Genomic DNA, 13,303 nt, shown 5'->3' with positions numbered 1-13,303 from the left:
GAACCGGTCGTTCGGAAAGAAGAACAGAACCCCGGATTCGTCGCCGGTAAGGGATGGGAGGGGACATGGCCTACGCCGCGGACCAGATCGAGATGATCACCCGGATCGTGGAGGAGGCGGGCGAGCTCCTGCCGCCGCAGGCCCCACTGGGGTACTTCTCCCATCACAACCCGCTGCACGCCCTGGAGGAGCTCCCGTTCCAGCGCGCGGTCGAGCACGCCTCGGCGATGCTGGGCACGGAGGCGCTGCAGACCGAGGAGGCCTTCGCCGCGCATCTCGCGTCCGGCCGGATCCTTCCCCGCGATCTCGCCGCGGTCCTCGAGCATCACGGCGACCGGGCGGGCGCTGTCCCCGGCCGGCATCTGCCGGTGGGAGCCCAGGGCACGCGCGGGGCCGGGGAGGAAATGCTCGACGGTGACGCCGAGGTCGTCCCCGGCGGGCCGACGTGGAACGAGTTCCGGCTCGCCCGGCTCGGGCTGTTCATCGACGTGCCGCGTGGCGCCGGGGCGTTGTGGGCGCTGGCCGACGGCGGTGAGCTGCACCGCGTCCACCCGCTGGTCACCGAGGCGCGGCGGGAGGAGCTGACCCGCCAGGGTCGGCGCCGTTTCGCGACCACGGAGCGGCGCACCCGGCGCGGCCGGGCGGCCCGGCTGCAGGCGCTGCGGGCCCGGCTGCTCGCGCAACTGTGGGAGGACCTGCGCCGGCACGCGCCGCCGCCGGCGCCGCGGCCGGTACCGCTGCGCCGCCGCGACCAGGTGCTCGAACAGTTCGGCGTCGACACCGACGAGGCCGTCCACCCGGTGCTGATCCGGCTCTGCGCCGCCTTCCTCGACCAGGGAGTCGCCGCCTGGGAGATGCCGCACCGGGAGAAGGGCCTGCTGGCCGCCTTCCGGCACCTGTTCGGGACGCTCGGCGCCCCGCGGGAGGCGTGCTGGGCCGGCCTCGGCGGCCAGCTGCGCCAGCAGCTCCGGATGAACTGGTCCGCCGAGCGGACGGTCGCCTGGGCGCTGTGGGCGCTGCAGGTGCCGGTGCACGCCTGGGCGGACACGGTGCGCGCGACGCTGGTCTCGCTACGCGGCTGGGCCGGGATGGTCCACCAGTTCGAGTGCCGTCCCGACCGGGCGCCGTCGCGCCCGGCACCCGCCCGGCTCATGGACTACCTCGCCGTCCAGCTCACGCTCGAGGTCGTCGTCTCCCACAACGTCCTGGCGCGGCTGATCGGCCCCGACGCGCGGCCGGAGGACCTCGGCCCGCTCGGCGCGCCAGGCGCGGCCCAGGGTGTCCTCGCGACCGGCACCACCGTCCAGGACGATCTCACCCGGGGTGAGCAGGAACTTCGCGGGGGCGACCTGGAGCTTGCCTACGAGGCGTTCGTCCTCGCGCAGGTGATGGACGTCGAGACCGAGGTGCTCGGTCATCCCCGGTGGGCGCGGGCCTGGTTGCGGGCCGTCGCCGAGTTCGACGCGGGCCGGCGGCGCTGGCTGCTGCACCTCGCCTACGAGCGCCGCTACCGGACCCAGGTGCTCGACGCGCTGTCGGCGCACGACCGGCGCTTCCCCGGGACGGTGCCGCCCCCCGACTTCCAGGCCGTGTTCTGCATGGACGAGCGGGAGGAGTCGCTGCGCCGGCACCTGGAGGAGAGCCATCCCCAGGTCCGGACCTACGGCGCCTCGGGGTACTTCGGGGTCGCCATGGCCTACCAGGGCCTCGACGACGTCCGCCCGCGTGCGCTGTGCCCGGTCACGATGACGCCGCGGAGCCTGGTCGTCGAGCGCGCGGTGGACGACGGCGAGCTGGTCGCCTACCAGCGGGCCCGGCGCAGGAAGGCCCAGCTCCAGCACACGATCTCGGCGGCCCGCGGCCGTCCGGCGCGGGCCGCGGCGTACTCCGCCATCGCCGGGCTGGCCGAGCTGGTGCCGCTGGCCGCCCGCGCGGTCGCGCCCAGGGCCGCCGGCGAGGGCGTGCGGATGCTCGGCCGCCGGGAGCCGGCGCGTCCGCTCACCCGGCTCGTCATCGAGGCGGCGCAGGACCACACACCGTCCACCGGACCGGCGGGGGATGGCGCGCAGGCGGGCGAGGCGGAGGAGCTCGTGCCGGGCGTGGGGGCGGGGCCGCTGCGCCTCGGGTTCACCGTCGAGGAGATGGCCGAGATCGTCGACACGCTGCTCACGACGATCGGCATGAGCGGCCCGCTCGGCCCGGTCGTGTTCGTGATCGGGCACGGTTCGTCCAGCGTCAACAACCCGCACGCGGCGGCCTACGACTGCGGCGCCACCGGCGGCGGCCAGAGCGGCCCGAACGCGCGCGCGTTCGCCGCCATGGCCAACCATCCGCGGGTGCGCGCCGCCCTGGCCCACCGCGGCCGCCTGATCGGCCCGGACACCTGGTTCGTCGGCGGCCACCACGACACCTGCGACAGCTCCCTGGCCTACTACGACACCGACCTGGTGCCCGCGCACCTGCGGCCGGCCCTCACCACAGCCACGGACGCGCTGCTGACCGCCGTCCAGCTCGACGCGCACGAGCGCTGCCGCCGGTTCGAGTCGGTCGGCCCGGACGTCGCCGCCGGCACCGCCCACGCCCACGTGCGGGGGCGCTCGGAGGACCTCGGGCAGTCACGACCGGAGTACGGGCACAGCACGAACGCGACCTGCGTGATCGGCCGGCGCTCGCGGACCCGGGGCCTGTACCTCGACCGCCGCTCCTTCCTGGTCTCCTACGACCCGACCGCGGACCCCGACGGCGCCGTGCTCACCCGGCTGCTCCTGTCGGCCGCCCCGGTCGGCGCCGGCATCAACCTCGAGTACTACTTCAGCCGGATCGACCCGATCGGGTACGGCGCCGGGTCGAAGCTGCCGCACAACATCACCGGCCTGGTCGGCGTGATGGACGGGCACGGCTCGGACCTGCGGACCGGGATGCCGTGGCAGTCGGTCGAGATCCACGAACCGATGCGGCTGCTGGTGATCGCCGAGGCGGAGCCCGAGCGGCTGGCCCGCATCGTGCGGGAGAACCCGCCGCTGCGCGGGCTGGTGGAGGGCGGCTGGATCCAGCTCGCCGCCTGGGACCCGTCCGGCCCCGAGACCTACCTCTACCGCGACGGCGCCTTCGAGCAGCACCAGCCCGAGAACCTGCGCTTCCCGGTGGTGGCCCGCTCGGAGCACTACTACGCGGGCCAGCGCGACCATCTCCCGCCGGCGCACGTGCTCGCCGCCTTCGGCGAGTCCCCGGACGTCGTGATCGACCGCCCGGGCACGGTGGCCGTGGCGGGCGCGGGAGCCGTCCAGCCCACGCGGGAGGCGATCGAGCTGCCGGAGCAGGCGAGCGGGCCGCTGCCGGTGCGGCGGGACGGCCAGTGACCACCGACCCGTCCCACCCGCTGCTCGCCGCCGCGCTGATCACCAGCGTCGCCGCGCCGGGCACGGCGGTGGCCGCGCTGGCGGTGCCCATGTGGTTCGGCCGCCTGCGGTCCGAACGGATCATCGGCATGATCGTGGCCGCCGCGTTCACCGTCTCGACCCTCGCCTGCGCGGTGCTCGCCCTCGGCCTGATGGCGACCGGCCGGGACACGGTCGACGCCAGCATCGGCCCGTGGTTCGGCGCGCACGGCCACACCTTCGCCTGGAGCCTGACGGCGGACATGCTGTCCGTCCCGTTCGCGCTCGTCGCGGCCGTCCTCATCGGGCTCACCGGCGCCGTCTCCGCGCGCTACCTGCACCGAGAACCCGGATTCGCCCGTTTCCACCTCCTCCTCGTCCTGTTCGGGACGGGGGTGGAGCTCACCCTGGTCGCGGGCGAGCTTCCGGCGCTTTTCTTCGGCTGGGAGCTGGTCGGCCTGACCTCGGCGCTGCTCATCGCCTTCTTCGTGGAACGGCCCGGGCCCGTCCGGCACGGCCTGCGGGCCTTCCTCACCTACCGCGCCGGCGACGCCGGCCTGCTCGTCGCGACGGTCTGGCTCGGGCACCTCGCCGGCACGGCCGGCGGAGACAGCGGCGGCCACGGCGGCAGGCACGGCCTCAGCTGGGACGACGTCCTGTCGTCACCCGGTGCCACCGCCCACGCGGAGATACTGGGCTTCCTGCTGCTGACCGCGGTGCTGGGGAAGTCGGCGCTGGTCCCGGTCGGCGGGTGGCTGCCGCGGGCGATGGAGGGACCGACGCCGTCCAGCGCCGTGTTCTACGGGGCGGTGTCGATCCACCTGGGCCCCTACCTCCTGCTGCGGGCGCAGCCGATGCTGGACCACGCGCCGGCCGTCCGCGCCGCCCTCGTCTGCGTCGGGGCACTGACGGCGCTGCACGCGACGCTCGTCAGCCGGGCCCAGAGCGACGTCAAGAGCGCGCTCGCCTACGGGTCGATGACCCAGGTGGGGCTGATCGTCGCCGAGATCGGGCTGGGGCTGCACACGCTGGCGATCCTGCACATCCTCGCCCACGCGACGCTGCGCTGCGCGCAGATCCTGCGCTCGCCCAGCGCGCTGCGCGACAGCCAGCGCCTGGAGCAGGCGCTGGGCGGCCAGGCCCCCGTGCCCGTATCGCGGCTGGGGCGGATCACGCCGGGACGGTGGCAGCCCCGGCTCTACCGGCACGCGTTCGAGAAGGGATACGCAGACGTGGTGCTTCGCAGAGTCGGAGGAGCCGCCGCCCGTGCGCTGACGGCGATCGACCGCTGGCAGCGACAGGCCGCCGACCTGATCGGTGGCCGGGGCACCGACCCCGGCCCGCCCTCTCCGGCCCGCCCCCCGGGACCCCCGATGCGGCCACTGACAGGCCCGATCAAGCCCGTCGAGGACGTCCCGGCCAGCCCCACCGGCGATGCCTCCGCCAGGGCCGCCGGGGACCTCCCGGCCGGGGCCCGGCCGCGGCAGCCTGCCGACACGCGGGCGGAGCCGCCGGCCGGGGCTGGGGCCGCGCCCGCGGAACCGGAGCGCCGTCCCGCGGCCGACCCCAGGGCCCGGCACGGATCCGGGCCTTACGGCGCCGACTCCTACGCCCTGGACTTCTACGGCCCTGACCCGTGCGGGCCTGACCCGTGCGGCACGGACAACGCGGTCCCGGGCGAGGCCGCCCTGACGACCCGGCCGATCGTCGGGGAGACGGCGGAGCCTGCTGCCGGTGCGGAGGTCGCTGAGGTGGCGGAGGCCTCGGGTCTGCAGGAGGCCCCCGCCGCGGCCGAGACCGCCGGCAGCGCCGGCAGTGCCGAGATCGCCGAGGATCCGGCGTGCCCCGGGGCGGGGGAGCACAGCGGGCCTGCCGAGGAGTCTGCGCCGGTGACCCGGCCGGCGGCCTCGTCCCGGCTACCGAACCTGCGCAAGCTTCCCGACCAGGCCCTACCGCCGGCGGTGTCCCGTCCCGGGGCGCCTTCGCGCCATGCGGAACCGTCCGCACCGCCCTGGCTGCCGGGCCCGCGCCCGGCGGCTGACGACCTCGCACCAGGCGCCGCGCCGTCGGATGCCGCGCTGTCGGGTACCGCGCGGTCGGCCGCACCCTCGGACGGGGCCCCCGACGAGCACGATCGGCCGGGCGCGGCCGACGACCGGGGCTCGGTGAGCGACCGAAGCCCAGTCACCGGCCCGGGTCCAGTCGATGGTCTGGAGACGGCCGACGCTCCGGAGGCTGTGGACGATCCGGGCACGGTTGGCGATCCGGCGGTAGATGTCGTGGGTACGGCGGACGCCCCGGAGGCGGTCGACGGTCCAGGGACTGCCGACGCCGCGGAAACGGTCGATGGTCCGGAGGCCGTCGACGGCCGGGAGGCGACCGACGGTCCGGACGCGGTCAACGGTCCGGAGACACCCGGGGGTCCGGAGACGGTCGACGGTCCGGAGGCGACTCGGGGCCCGGAGGCGCCGGAGAGGCCGGGCGGTCTGGCGCGCCGGGACGACGATCCCGCCACGCACCGCCTCCGCACCAGGAACGGTTCGCCCACCGTCGGCGCCTCGCGTTGGCGCCACCAGGAGGACCGGCCCCGGTTCCCCGCGGATGTCCGCCCCGTCCGCCCCCGGGGAGGAGGGCCCTGGTGACCGTCGCGGTCGTCCCGTTCGTCGCGGCCGCCTTCCTGCTCGCCGGCTCGGTGGCGGCGCGGCGGGCGCCGGACCCTCTGGCCGCCCGGGCCGCCGCGGCCGGGTGCGTCACCGTCACGGCCCTCGGCGTCGCCGCGACGATGGCCGGCACCCGCTGGACCGGGTGGCCCGACGGCCACCAGGTGGGCCTGCTCGCCCCCGGGTCCGGGTGGTGGATGCCGTTCGTGACCTGCCTGGCCGGTCTCGGCGCCACCGCACTGGCCCCGATCACCCCACCCCTGACCGCTGCAACGCATGGCGACGCGCGGGCGGTCGCCTCTCACGACCAGGCGACATTCGCGCGGATCATGCTCGTTCTCGCCTGCGGCGCGGCGGCGACGGCGGTGGCTGATCCGGTCGCGGCTGTGATCTCGTGGGCGCTTTCGGCCTGCGTCGTGTGGCGGGAAATGCGTGAGCGCGCCCCCGGCCGCGGCCCGACCCGGCTGTTCGCCCTGCACCACTTCGTGGGAGTCGGGGCCTGCGCCGCCGGGCTGCTCCTGGCCGACGGGCTCGGCGGCACAGCGGCCGCACTGCTGCTCGTGGCCGGTGTTGGTGTCCGCCAGTGCCTACTGCCACTGCACCTGTGGTTCGAGCCCTTCGCCCGGACGGCCCCAGCCGGGCTGGTCGTCGCCTTCGCCGCCGGGCCCGCGGGCGTTCTGCTGCTCCCCGAGGTCGGACGGGCCGTGCCGGACCGCGGCTGGGTCGTCGCCGCGGCCGCGGCGACCGCCCTGCTGGGCGCCGGACTCGGGCTCGTCGCCCGGGACGTCCGGTCCGCGCTGGCTCAGGTCGGCCTGGTGCTCTCCGGCATCGTGAGCTGCGGAGTTCTCATCGGGTCCGAGCCGGCGCGGTCGGGGGCCGTCCTGGCCTGGCAGGTCGGCGCCGTCGCCGCGGGCGGTGCGACGATGATCGCCGCGGCGACCGAGGCCCGGCGGGGCCCGATGCTCCTGACCGGCCCGGGTGGCTGCTTCGCCCGCACGCCGCGGCTCGCCGTCGCGTTCCTGCTGTTCGGGCTGACGTCGATCGGGTTCCCGGCGACCCTCGGCTTCATCTGGGAGGACCTGCTGCTGGACGGTGTGGGCGGCTGGTCGCTACCGGTGACCGGCGCCCTCGTCCTCGCGATCGCCGGAGCCGGTGCGACGGTGATGAAGTGGTATTTCGCCGGCTACACCGGCCGGCGTGACCATGTCGGCGAGCAGGACCTGACCCCGCGCGAGTCCAACGCCGTCACCGTCCTGCTGGCCGCGCTGATCCTCGGCGAGCTTGCCCCCGCCCTCCTCCTCCCCTGATCACCCACCCCGCGCTCCCCGCACCCCACCCAACTGGCGACCGGCCGGTCGCCCTCGCACCGGACTGGTCGACCCCGCACGCTGGACCGAAACCGAGCGTCGCACCGGCGCCGAGCCCGAGCCCGGGACCGGGACGGAACGCGGGCCGGATGCCGCGCCCCGGGGGGCAGATCAGCAGGGGCGTGGGCCGCGGGCACGCCGCCTGATCGCCAGGTGGGCGGTGCGGGGAGCCCCGCTGGCGGCGATGGTGGGCGGTGATCTCTACGAGGTGGTGGACAGCCCGTGGGGCACCCGGCTGCTGATCGGTGATGTGCGCGGCAAGGGCCTGGACGCGGTCGGGATCGCCAGTCGGGTGCTCGGCTGCTTCCGGGTCGTCGCCCGGCTCCGCCCGGATCTCGGCGCCGTCCTGATCGACCTGGACCGGGAGGTCGCCGAGATCAGCGGCCTGGACGACTTCGTCACCGCCGTCGTCGTGCAGATCCGCGGCGACCGGATGGACATGGTCAACGCCGGGCACCCCGATCCGATCCTGGTACGCCGGACGTCCGCGCGACCGCTGACCGCGGTCAGCAGGCGGCCGCCGCTCGGGCTTCTGGTCGGCGGGGCCGACAGCACCTCGATCGTGATCGAGCCCGGGGGCCGGGTGCTGCTCTACACCGATGGCATCGCCGAGGCCCGCCATCCCGGGTCGGGGGAGTTCTTCCCGCTGTTACCGGCCGTGGGCGCGGCGCTGGCCCGGCCCGCCACCCTCGACAACTGCTTGGGCGATCTTGTCGCCCGGGTCCGGGAGTGGACGGGCTCGGCGCTCACCGACGACGTCGCGCTGCTGGTGGCGGAGGTCCTGGGGCCCGGGTCTCCGGTATCGGGGCGCCGCCCGGCGGCCGCTGACCTCGCGGATCCCGTCCGGCCTACTTCTTGGTGACCTTGCCGTCGCAGCTGTAGACGAGGACCTCGCCGTCGCCGTCGTCGTCCGTGTAGTCGACCTTCATGTCGTCGTCCCGGACCCAGCCGTAGGTCTCGGTCCCGTCGAGGCGTGCCCACCACCACGTGTCGTTGGTCTTCGTCACGACGTTGCACCACAGCCAGAACTTCCGGCCCCGCACGAGCGTCACGACCGCTCCGCAGGTGTCCGCCGGGCCCTCTCGCAGGACGCTCGCGTTGATCAGGACACCGGTCCCGTCACCGTTGGCCCTGGTGGCGGGTTTGGCGGGGCAGCTGAGCCGCTGAGTGGGCGTGGGGGAGACCCGCGGGGCGACGGGTGCCGCCCGCGGGGTCTCGCCGGTCGCCGGCTTCGGGGCGGGGGCCGCGGTCGGCGTCGGCGTGGCCGTGGGCGAGGCTTCGGCAGCCCTCGGCGTCGTCCTCGACTCCCGGCGGATGGCGCCCGGCGACGCTTCGGGGGAGCCCGGACCGTCCGTACCGACGTCCTGCGACGGGGTGACCACGAGCGCGACGGGCTCGCCGCCAGCCGGCTTGGAGGCCAGCCAGAAGAACACCGCGCTGACGGTGACGAGCAGGGCCAGCACGACGGTCACCAGGCGGCGACGCCGACGGCGGCCGCGGCGGCGGGCCCCGGACGGGTCGCCGTCGCCCGAGTCGGACGGGGACGCGGGGTCACCGGCCTGCCGTGGCCCGTCCGACCCGGCTGACCCGGACGCGCCCCCGGCACCCCGCTCGCCCCCGGAGTCCCGAGCGTTCTGGGAGTCCTGGGAGTCCTGTGCGTTCCGCGGCGTGGCCTGCTCGCCTGGGGCGGCCGGGCCGGATGAGTCGGTGGTCCCGGCTGGGCCGGGGGCGCCGGCGGCGCCGGCGGAACCCGGCGAGCCCGGGGACGGGGCCAAACCAGGGAAAGCTGAGCCCGCGGCGGCCCGGGGTGCGGATCCGCCCGGCGCCGCGGAACCGCCGGAACCGCCGGAACCCGTGAGTCCGCCGGAGCCCGCGGGCCCGGGCCCGCGGGAGTCCGTGAGCCTGGGGGAACCCGCCGGGCCGGAGGAGCCGGTGCCCGGAGATCCGGTGGCCTTGCCCGGCCCCGCGGGAGCGCCCGGCCCCGCGGGAGCGCTCGGCCCCGCGGGAGCGCTCGGCTCGGCAGGGCCGTCCGGTGTGGATCTGCCGGATGGCTGAGCCGGAGCGTTCGCGGGGGCGGAGGGGCCGGCGGCCGCGAGGGCGCCGCGAACCGCGGACGACCCGAACGCGGCCTGCGCACCGTTCATCCCGTTCGCGACGGACTCCGGCATACCCGCGCCGTCCTCGGGACTGGGGGCGGGCGTTCCGAGTCCACCGGAGGTGTCGTAACCGGCCGCGGCACCCGCGGCGTCGAGCCTCCCGGGCTCGTCGGACGCACCGGCCGCGCCCGGCGAGCCGGGTGCGCCGGATGACTCAGGGCCACCGGCGCCGCGACGGCTACCAGGGCCGCCAGGACCACCGGCACCGCCAGGGCTACCAGGGCCGCTGAGGCCACCGGAGCCACCGGCCGGTGGGCCGGCCAGGGCTTGTGCGCCGCCGGCCGCGCCGCCGCCGGCGGCGACGCTCGCCGCCCCGATCGCGCGGGGGACGCGGGGTGCGCACAGGGCCCGTGGCTGGCGGGCCGCGTTGAGGGCCCGCGGGGAGTTCCCCGCGTTGAGCGCATGGGGCGGATGAGGGGCACGCGCGATGTGGGTGATCGACGCCGACGAGTAGGACGACGCCGAGTGGGGGGCGGCGACGTTGTCGCTCGGCTCGCTCGGGAACGGCGTGCCCAGCGCGTCCATCGCGTCGGGCGCGCCCGTCGGCGCCGACTGGAACGTGGGTGGCGGGACCGCCGACATGCTCGCGGTCGGCGAGGGCACCGTGGAGATCCGGTACCGGGTGACCTCGGCCGCGACCGTGGGCGGCAGCCATCCGCCGCCGGTCTGCAGGTACAGGTCGTCGGTGATCGCGGATCGGCACAGCTCGATGACCTGCGTGGACGTCGGCCGCTCCGCCGGGTCCTTCGCGAGGCAACGGGCGAGTACCTCCCGCACGTTGTCCGGGCAGTGGTCCCAGTCGGGCTGTTGGTGCTCGATGCGGTGGAACACCGCGGCATCTGACCCGAACGGGGGACGTCCGGTCAGGGCGTAATAGGCGGTCGAGCCGAGTGCGAAGACATCGCCCGCGGCGTCGATCTGCTTTCCCCGGACCTGTTCCGGTGACATGAATGCGGGTGTTCCTATGCGTACACCCGTTTGGGTCATGGCCGCGGTCGATGTCTCGATGGCGCGGGCCACACCGAAATCAATGACGCGCGGCCCGTCGTCGGCCAGGATGACGTTGCCGGGCTTCAGGTCGCGGTGGATCACACCCGCCCGGTGTATGGACTGCAGTGCCTCGGCCACGCCCGCGATCAGCATCAGCACGGTCGCCGACGGGAGCGCGCCCTGGCGCACCACGGCGACCGCCAGCGAGGGGGCGGCGACATAGGCTGTGGCGATCCACGGGCGCAGGGCCTCGGGATCAGCGTCGATCACAGGAACGGTGTAGGGCCCCTGGACCCGCCGCGCGATCGCGACCTCTTTCGAGAACCGGCTGCGGAAGTCGGGGTCCGCCGCGAGTTCCGGGCGGGCCACCTTGAGGGCGATCGGACGTCCGCCGGGGGTGTACGACAGGTACACCGCGCCCATGCCGCCTTCGCCGATCCGGGCTCGCAGCAGATATCGGCTCACGCTGTGTGGATCGTGCGGCGTCAGCGGGGTAAACACCGCATCGCGCACGGGTTCGATCCGACTGGCGGGCGCTGCCGGCTCGCCTGGACCCACCCCGACCGCGCTCTGCGGAGTGTCGCTCATCGTCCCCCTCCCGGGGCCGCGCCCAAATCGAATCGACCATGTCGGAAGAACGACCATGTCGTAAGAAATGGGTTTAAGGCAGTCACGTGCATCTTATGGGTGGCTACCGTGCCAACCGCCTGTTCGGGCGGGTGGTCTGGGTCCGGTCGGGGTGTGACCGTGCGCTCGTGTGGATCGCGTTACGGCCTACTTGACGGCCGCGGTTTGACGGCTTTCAGTCCCATGACCTGCACGGAGTCGAAGCGGCGGGTGCCGGATGGCCGCAGCGGCGCCCACCGGTCGGCACCTGGTCGGTATCCGGACGGCACCCGGCCGCGCGTCCGACGGCCCGCCGCATCGCCCAGATGGGTGAGAACCCGCGAGCCCGCCAATGCCGGACGGCGCGACCTCGCGCATGCCCGGATGCGCACGGCACCAGGAACCACACGGAGAGACAGCAGAGGCGAGATCGAATACCAGGGAAAGACGACCGGGCGACCCGGGAGGAAGGGAGGAGGCGCGGCCGTGAAGAACGGCCTGCAGAACGGAGCGGACGAGACGAGGCGGAGCTGATGGGGCGGAGCGGAGCTGATGAGACGGGCGGATGGGGGAGACTGGCGCTGTGCAGCCGGCCGGTCCCTACCGAGCACTCGGGGCACGCCGGCCGGGTGCCGGCCGATGACCCGGCGCGTGCTGCTGTTGGGCGGGACCGCCGAGGCCCGGCGGCTCGCCGCCGCCCTCGCCGACCGCGCGGATCTCGACGTGGTCTACTCCCTCGCCGGCCGGCTGTGGCCCCCGACAGCGTCGACGGTGCCGGCGGGGGCCACCGTCCGCAGCGGTGGGTTCGGTGGCCCGGACGGCCTGGTCGAGTTCCTGCGGGAACATGACGTGGCCGCGGTGGTCGACGCGACCCATCCCTTCGCGGCGCGGATCACGGCGGCGGCGGTCGCCGCATGCGCCGCGACCGGCGTGCCGCTGCTGGTGGTGCGCCGTCCCGGCTGGACGGAGAGCGACGGCGACGACTGGCGGCGGGTGCCGTCGCTGCCCGCGGCGGCCGCGCTGCTCGCCGCTGGCCGCCCCGGAGGGCCCAGTGATCCCAGCGATCCCGGTGAACTCGGTGAACCGGGCGAGCCCGGCAAGCCCGGAGAGCGGCGCGGTCGCCGGGTGTTCCTCACTGTGGGCCGTTCCGGGGTCGCCGCCTTCGCCGGGCTCGACCACTGGTTCCTGGCGCGATCCGTCGAACCGCCGCCGGGGCCGGTCCCGCGACGGCTGCGCGTCCTGCTCGACCGCGGCCCCTTCACCGTGGATGCGGAGACCGCGCTGCTGCGCCGCCACGAGGTCGACACCGTCGTCACCAAGGACAGCGGCGGCTCGCTGACGGCGGCCAAGCTGGTGGCCGCGCGCCGGCTCCGGCTGCCGGTCGTGATGGTCGACCGGCCGCCGCTGCCCCGGCAGGCCCGGGTCGTGGCCACGCCGTCCGCCGCGGTCAGCTGGGTCACCGACGAGCTGCGCTGACATGCCCGCGGCTACGAGCGAGCCGCGGGAACCAGCCCGAGCGGCCGCGTCAGCCGGGCGTCGCGCAGGACCTCGCCCCACCACTGGAGCTCGTCCAGCAGGATCTTCGCGGCCTCGGCGGGCTCCTGCGGGTCGGTGAGCGTCCCGGCGGCGTCGAACAGCTGGTAGTACCGCGGGAACGAGACGTAGTGGCGCACGGTGTGCGCGTGCAGCTCGCCGAACACCTGCCGCAGGTGCTCGATGGCGAGCAGGCCGCCGCTGGCCCCGCTGTACCCGACGAACCCGATCGCCTTGGCCCGCCACTCCAGGTGGTACCAGTCGATGGCCGCCTTGAGCGACGCCGGATAGCTGCGGTTGTAGTCGGGCGTCACGACGACGTAGGCGTCCGCCGCCGCGACCCGCCGGCTCAGCTCCGCCATGGCGGGGGGACGGGCGAGGTCCGGCGCGAGCGCCGGCGGCACCGCCGGCAGCGCGAGCGGGAGCGGGGTGTCGGCGAGGTCGATCAGGTCGACGGCGAATCCGCCGTGCGCTTCGGCCTGCTCGACGAACCACCGTGCGACCACCGGGCCGAACCGGCCCTCCCGGACGCTTCCGATGATCACAGCGAGGTTGAGGGTGTCTTCGGGCATGCCGCCCACGGTGGCGCGCCGCGGCCGGTGCCGGGAAGGCCG

At 75.3% G+C, this 13,303-nt stretch carries 7 protein-coding genes; 5 read left to right on the top strand and 2 right to left on the bottom strand.

The window, feature by feature from the left end; translation table 11 throughout:
- The first annotated feature begins 65 nt into the window (after positions 1-65).
- The 4 genes from E0504_RS22535 to E0504_RS22520 all read left to right on the top strand — a co-directional run bounded on the left by E0504_RS22535 (position 66) and on the right by E0504_RS22520 (position 8,266).
- Positions 66-3,359 carry a DUF2309 domain-containing protein gene (locus tag E0504_RS22535; protein WP_112106898.1) on the top strand — a complete coding sequence of 1,098 codons (3,294 nt, stop codon included), beginning with the start codon at positions 66-68 and terminating at the stop codon, positions 3,357-3,359.
- Complete coding sequence (locus tag E0504_RS22530; protein WP_131625815.1) at positions 3,356-6,019, top strand: proton-conducting transporter membrane subunit; 2,664 nt, start codon at positions 3,356-3,358, stop codon at positions 6,017-6,019. Before E0504_RS22535 ends, E0504_RS22530 begins: the two co-directional genes overlap by 4 nt.
- A complete protein-coding gene (locus tag E0504_RS22525) occupies positions 6,016-7,344 on the top strand; it encodes a proton-conducting transporter membrane subunit (protein WP_131625814.1) in 1,329 nt (442 codons plus the stop codon). The genes E0504_RS22530 and E0504_RS22525 overlap by 4 nt, the downstream gene beginning before the upstream one ends.
- 220 nt (positions 7,345-7,564) lie before the next feature.
- Positions 7,565-8,266, top strand: coding sequence for a PP2C family protein-serine/threonine phosphatase (locus tag E0504_RS22520; RefSeq protein WP_243657580.1), 702 nt, complete (start codon positions 7,565-7,567; stop codon positions 8,264-8,266).
- Here E0504_RS22520 and E0504_RS22515 read toward each other — a convergent pair.
- The gene (locus E0504_RS22515) at positions 8,253-11,138 is read right to left on the bottom strand and encodes a serine/threonine-protein kinase (protein WP_243657579.1); all 2,886 of its coding nucleotides are present in this window, start codon (positions 11,136-11,138) and stop codon (positions 8,253-8,255) included. The genes E0504_RS22520 and E0504_RS22515 overlap by 14 nt on opposite strands.
- Positions 11,139-11,795: 657 nt before the next feature.
- Between E0504_RS22515 and E0504_RS22510 the strand changes: the two genes are divergently transcribed.
- Positions 11,796-12,632: a cobalt-precorrin-6A reductase gene (locus E0504_RS22510; RefSeq protein WP_112108238.1), complete on the top strand. Its 837-nt coding sequence runs from the start codon at positions 11,796-11,798 to the stop codon at positions 12,630-12,632.
- An 11-nt stretch (positions 12,633-12,643) separates the two neighbouring features.
- On the opposite strand, the gene E0504_RS22505 is transcribed toward E0504_RS22510, so the two are convergent.
- Positions 12,644-13,261 carry an NADPH-dependent FMN reductase gene (locus tag E0504_RS22505; RefSeq protein WP_131625813.1) on the bottom strand — a complete coding sequence of 206 codons (618 nt, stop codon included), beginning with the start codon at positions 13,259-13,261 and terminating at the stop codon, positions 12,644-12,646.
- Positions 13,262-13,303 lie beyond the last annotated feature (42 nt).

This window comes from Parafrankia sp. BMG5.11, assembly GCF_004337455.1.
This window is presented reverse-complemented; position numbering and strand designations above follow the sequence as displayed.